Origin of the sequence: Emticicia sp. (assembly GCF_049241225.1) — a bacterium.
Classification (GTDB): domain Bacteria; phylum Bacteroidota; class Bacteroidia; order Cytophagales; family Spirosomataceae; genus Emticicia.
Genome location: NZ_JBMLRC010000190.1, coordinates 1 through 4922, shown reverse-complemented (window position 1 = coordinate 4922; position 4922 = coordinate 1). Strand labels below are relative to the sequence as shown.

The 4922-nt window shown below is 39.7% G+C and carries 4 protein-coding genes; all 4 read left to right on the top strand.

Annotated features, from left to right (window positions below; translation table 11 throughout):
* Positions 1–60: 60 nt before the first annotated feature.
* The 4 genes from ACOVO2_RS10710 (at position 61) to ACOVO2_RS10695 (ending at position 4868) form a co-directional block, all read left to right on the top strand.
* Entirely contained in the window at positions 61–1563 is a 1503-nt protein-coding gene (locus ACOVO2_RS10710) for a DUF1501 domain-containing protein (RefSeq protein ID WP_421769963.1), read from the top strand.
* Positions 1564–1589: 26 nt separating this feature from the next.
* Positions 1590–2699, top strand: a complete 1110-nt coding sequence (locus ACOVO2_RS10705; RefSeq protein WP_421769961.1) for a twin-arginine translocation signal domain-containing protein — start codon at positions 1590–1592, stop codon at positions 2697–2699.
* A 222-nt stretch (positions 2700–2921) separates the two neighbouring features.
* The gene (locus ACOVO2_RS10700; RefSeq protein WP_421769960.1) at positions 2922–4286 is read left to right on the top strand and encodes a c-type cytochrome domain-containing protein; all 1365 of its coding nucleotides are present in this window, start codon (positions 2922–2924) and stop codon (positions 4284–4286) included.
* A gap of 126 nt (positions 4287–4412) precedes the next feature.
* Positions 4413–4868, top strand: a complete 456-nt coding sequence (locus ACOVO2_RS10695) for a hypothetical protein (protein WP_421769959.1) — start codon at positions 4413–4415, stop codon at positions 4866–4868.
* Positions 4869–4922 lie beyond the last annotated feature (54 nt).

Below are 4922 nucleotides of genomic sequence, written 5' to 3'. Positions count from 1 at the left end.
AATCCCAAATCCGATATAAAAAATCACTCATTCACAACTCACCAATTCACAATTAAACAGATGGCACATCAGCATGATGAGGAATTTCGCCTACAAGGAGGCGAGTTCGATGAACTCAATCGGAAATATGATAGAAGACGTTTTCTAACCAAAACCTCTTTAGGACTTGGTGCATTAGCCCTTGGCGGTTTGTGGGCAGGAACAGAGCTATTTGCCAATGCCAAAAAAAACAATACTGGTAGCCTCGAAGCAGATGTTTTGGCGGCATTACCGCATTTTGCTCCCAAAGCCAAACGAGTGGTGTATTTGTTTATGAGTGGCGGTCCTTCGCAGTTTGAAACGTTTGATTACAAACCCAAATTATACAATATGCTTGGGCAAGACCTGCCCGACTCGGTGCGAGGAAACCAACGTTTGACGGGGATGAGTGCCAGCCAAAGCCGTTTTCCGATTGCTCCTTCTTTATACAAATTCAATGCGCATGGACAAAACAATACCATGATTTCGGAATTGTTGCCCCATACCGCCAAAGTCGTAGATGAATTGTGTATCATCAAGTCGATGTACACCGAGCATATCAACCATGACCCAGCCATTACCTTTTTTCAAACAGGACACCAATTGCCCGGTCGGCCTTCGATTGGCTCTTGGGTGAGTTATGGGTTGGGTTCTGATAACCAAAATTTACCTTCATTCATTGTATTGGTTACGAAAAATGGAGGTGGACAACCATTATATTCTCGTCTTTGGGGGAACGGTTTTTTGCCAACCAAACACCAAGGTGTACAATTTAGAAATGGCAAAGACCCTGTTTTGTACCTCAACAATCCTGAAAATTACGACGGTGCCGACCGCCGTGAAATGCTCGATTATCTCAACAAACTCAACAGCCTGCAAGCCGATTATTATGGCGACCCCGAAGTAGATGCCAAATTGGCCCAATACGAAATGGCGTTTCGTATGCAAACGTCTATTCCAGAAGTAATGGACATGAGCGACGAACCCGACGAGGTGTTTGAATTGTATGGAAAAGATTCGAGAGAATCAGGGACTTTTGCAGCTAATTGCCTAATGGCGAGAAAATTACTGGAAAAAGATGTCAAATTTGTACAACTCTATCACCAAGATTGGGACCACCACGCTGCTTTGCCTAATGGTATTCAAAGCCAATGCCAAAAAGTTGACCAAGGCTGTGCAGCTCTCATTACTGACCTCAAACGCAGAGGTTTATTAGAAGATACCTTGGTGATTTGGGGCGGAGAATTTGGTAGAACGGTGTACTCACAAGGCAAACTTTCGCCTGAGAATTACGGACGTGACCATCACCCAAGAGCTTTTAGTATGTGGATGGCTGGTGCAGGTGTAAAAGCAGGTATCAGTTATGGCGAAACCGACGATTTTAGTTATAATATCGTCAAAGACCCTGTGCATGTACACGACTTTCAGGCTACTTTGATGCACTTGTTGGGCATAGACCATGAAAGATTTACCTTCAAAACACAAGGCCGTAGGTATCGACTAACTGACCTGAGTGGCAAAGTAGTAAAAGATATTTTAGCCTAAAACCAAACGTAACCTTTTTATAGACTATGAATTACAATAGAAGAAATTTTCTCAAAAATACAGGTTTAACGGCAGCCGTAGGAGCATTGGGCATGGGCCAACAACCTACTTTGGCTCATACCAGTAGTAAAGAACTTGTCATTGGACATAACGATTTTCGGTATAAAGTAGATAAAAACTGGGCTAAACTCACCGTCAATCGCACGCCTTTGTTCAATTGTCACGAAATGGTGCAAGACCAACAAGGCCGATTGATTATGGTTGGCGACCACGTAGCCAATAATATTTTGATTTTTGATAAATCTGGTAAGTTGTTGGACAACTGGACGTTAGCGTTTCCGGGGGCACATGGGTTGAGCTTGGCAAAAGAAGGTTCGGAAGATTTTTTACTAATTACCGATTGCGGTTGGTACCAAGACCGCAGTGGTCAATGGAAAAGCCAAGCAGGACAAGTCATCAAAACCGATACCAATGGCAAAGTAATTTTTACGATTGGTCATCCTCGAACCATTGGCGTTTACAAAGACAACGAGCCATTTATGCCCACCGAAACCGCCGTAGCTCCTAATGGCGATATTTATGTAGCCGATGGCTATGGCAGCGATTACATTATTCAATACAATAGCAAAGGGCAATATATTCGACATTTTGGAGGCAAACACAACGCCAATCCTGAGCATAATTTAGTCAATGCACATGGCGTTTCAATCGACCTACGTGACCCAAAAAATCCGAAAGTGGTTTGTTCGTCGAGAGAAGAAAATTGCTTTAAGTTTTTCACCCTTGATGGCAAATATTTATATAAAGTAGAATTGCCCGGAATGTATGTTTGTCGGGCAGTATTTCATCGAGAAAACCTCTACGCTGGCGTTTGTTGGAGTAAAGATAAAGAGGGCAAACAAAACTGGGGCGATTCGGGCTTTGTCACCATTTTAGATAAAAACAACCAAGTCGTTAGTAATCCCGGTGGCAATGCTCCTGTGTACCAAAATGGGAAGTTACAAACGGTATTTTCAATAGAAAATCCTATTTTTAGTCATGGTCATGATGTTTGCATCGACGAAGACGATAGCATTTATGTGTGCCAATGGAATGCCAACCACACAGCCCCAATCAAACTAATACGAACGGTATAAATATGAGTGCTAAATTTTGAGTAATGAGTTTTGAGTATAATTTTATGATTACTAATACTTTACCTCGTCAATCTATCAAATTTATTTTTTGAGTTTTCGGCTTTTAGCTATGGGCATTCAGCAAAAGCATATCTATCGTTACTAAAAAACAATTTATCACTCTTTGCCTTGTGCCTGTTGCCTTGTGCCTCAAATATAATTTAGCTCACTAACTTAATACAAATGATTTTATTGGATATTTTTTCTTACCTCGGACGAATGCACCCTTTGGTGGTGCATTTGCCGATTGGTTTTTTGGTACTCGCTGCTGTTTTCGACCTTTTAACCTATAAGTCTAACTATGCTTTTCTAAAACCTGCTGTGCCGCTTATTTTGCTTTTGGGAGGCATTTCGGCTACAATTGCTTGCGTAATGGGATGGTTTTTGTCGCAAACGGGCGATTACGACTATCTCATATTAAGAAATCACAAATATACAGGTATCAGTGTAGCAATAATTTCCTTTATTTTTTACGGCTTAAAAAGTACTTTTTCCCAAGCTATTTTTCAGCTTTCTGATAAAACATTTTCAGGCTTATTATTGGCACAAATGTGCCTATTGAGCTATGCAGGACATCAAGGCGGAAACCTTACGCATGGGGCTGATTACCTAAGTTTGAGCCAAATAACCCAAAAAGAAAAAGTACAAGTAAGCAGTTTGAGTCAAGCCAAAGTTTTTGAAGATTTGGTTTTACCAGTCTTAGAAAACAAATGCCAACAATGCCATCAGCAAGGCAAAAAGAAAGGCGATTTATTACTCGTAAATTATCAAGATTTACTGAAAGGAGGCAAAAATGGGCCAGCGATTGTACTAGGTTCTTCGGCAAAAAGTGAGCTATTCCGACGAGTAACCTTGCCTGCCGACCACAAAGAATTTATGCCAACCGACGGCAAACCCGCTTTAACATCCGAAGAAATAGCCTTGCTAAAATGGTGGTTAGATGAGGGAAAAGGAGCGGAAAATATTGGCTTTACGGCTGTGCCTCATCACGAAAAAATGACAGCTGTAGCCTCTGCTATTTTGGGTATTGCAGGAGCGGTTTTACCACAAGAAAACACATCCATACAAACTTTTACCAATCCAAACATTCCGAAGCAAGTGGATGAAAAGGCGTTGCAAAATGCCATTGCTGGAGGTTTTAATATTCGGTTGATGAACCATAATCCAGTAATGTTGGATGTGAGTTTTATAGATAAAAAAGCTACGCCAAACTTGGCATTGCTTGTGCCTTTGGCTAAAAATATTGTATGGTTAAACCTCAATCAATTAAACCTTTCCAACAACGTTGGCTCGTCGATTGCGTTGATGTCTAATCTCGAAAAATTACGTTTAGAAAAAAATAACATTAGCGATGGCATTGCCTCCGATTTGATTAGACTGCAGCACTTAAACTCCCTCAACCTCAACGAAACACAGGTAAGTGATGTGACAGTTACAGAATTGAAAAAATTGAAATCTTTACAACACTTATATGTTTGGAGAACCAAGGTTTTAGCAACTCAGCCTAATGATACCAATACCGAAAAGTTAAAAATTATCAGTAAATAACGTCAAGTATGTTACAAAATTCCCGATAGGTCTGTACTATTGGGATTTTTTTTTCTTACTTATTCCAACCTTTTTTATTGCAAGCGACTCTTTATTAAGAATCTGTTTAAAAATTATTTCTATACTATGAAAACTTTATTTTTCACCTTATGTCTATCGTTATTTATCCTGAGTTGTAAACAAGATAGTCAATCGATTATAACTCCTGAAAATATCGTTGGTACTTGGCTACCAACTTATGAAAAATTTGATGAGATAGAAAAGAAGTGGATTTCGATTAAAACAACATCCCCGCTACCCGGACTAAGTTTCGGAGCTGATAGCAGTTTCTCAATGTTGTATTCTCTTGGTTTTACAGAATATTGCTGTGGAATCATTGGCAATAAATACACCATCGAAGATAAGAAAATTAAATTTACGGATAGAATTACCTGTCCAAATGTAAAATGTGCACAAGATACAACTTGTGATGGCTGGACAATTAGAAAATTAGAAGGCGATATTCTCGAAATCAATCAGTGCCCCGATGGGATTTATCGCTTTAAAAGAACAATTTTGTTAGTTTCTAGAAAATCAAATTAAACAATCTTGAGATTTAAGTTTTTTTGTTAGGCAACAGGTTTTTTTGTTAGGCAA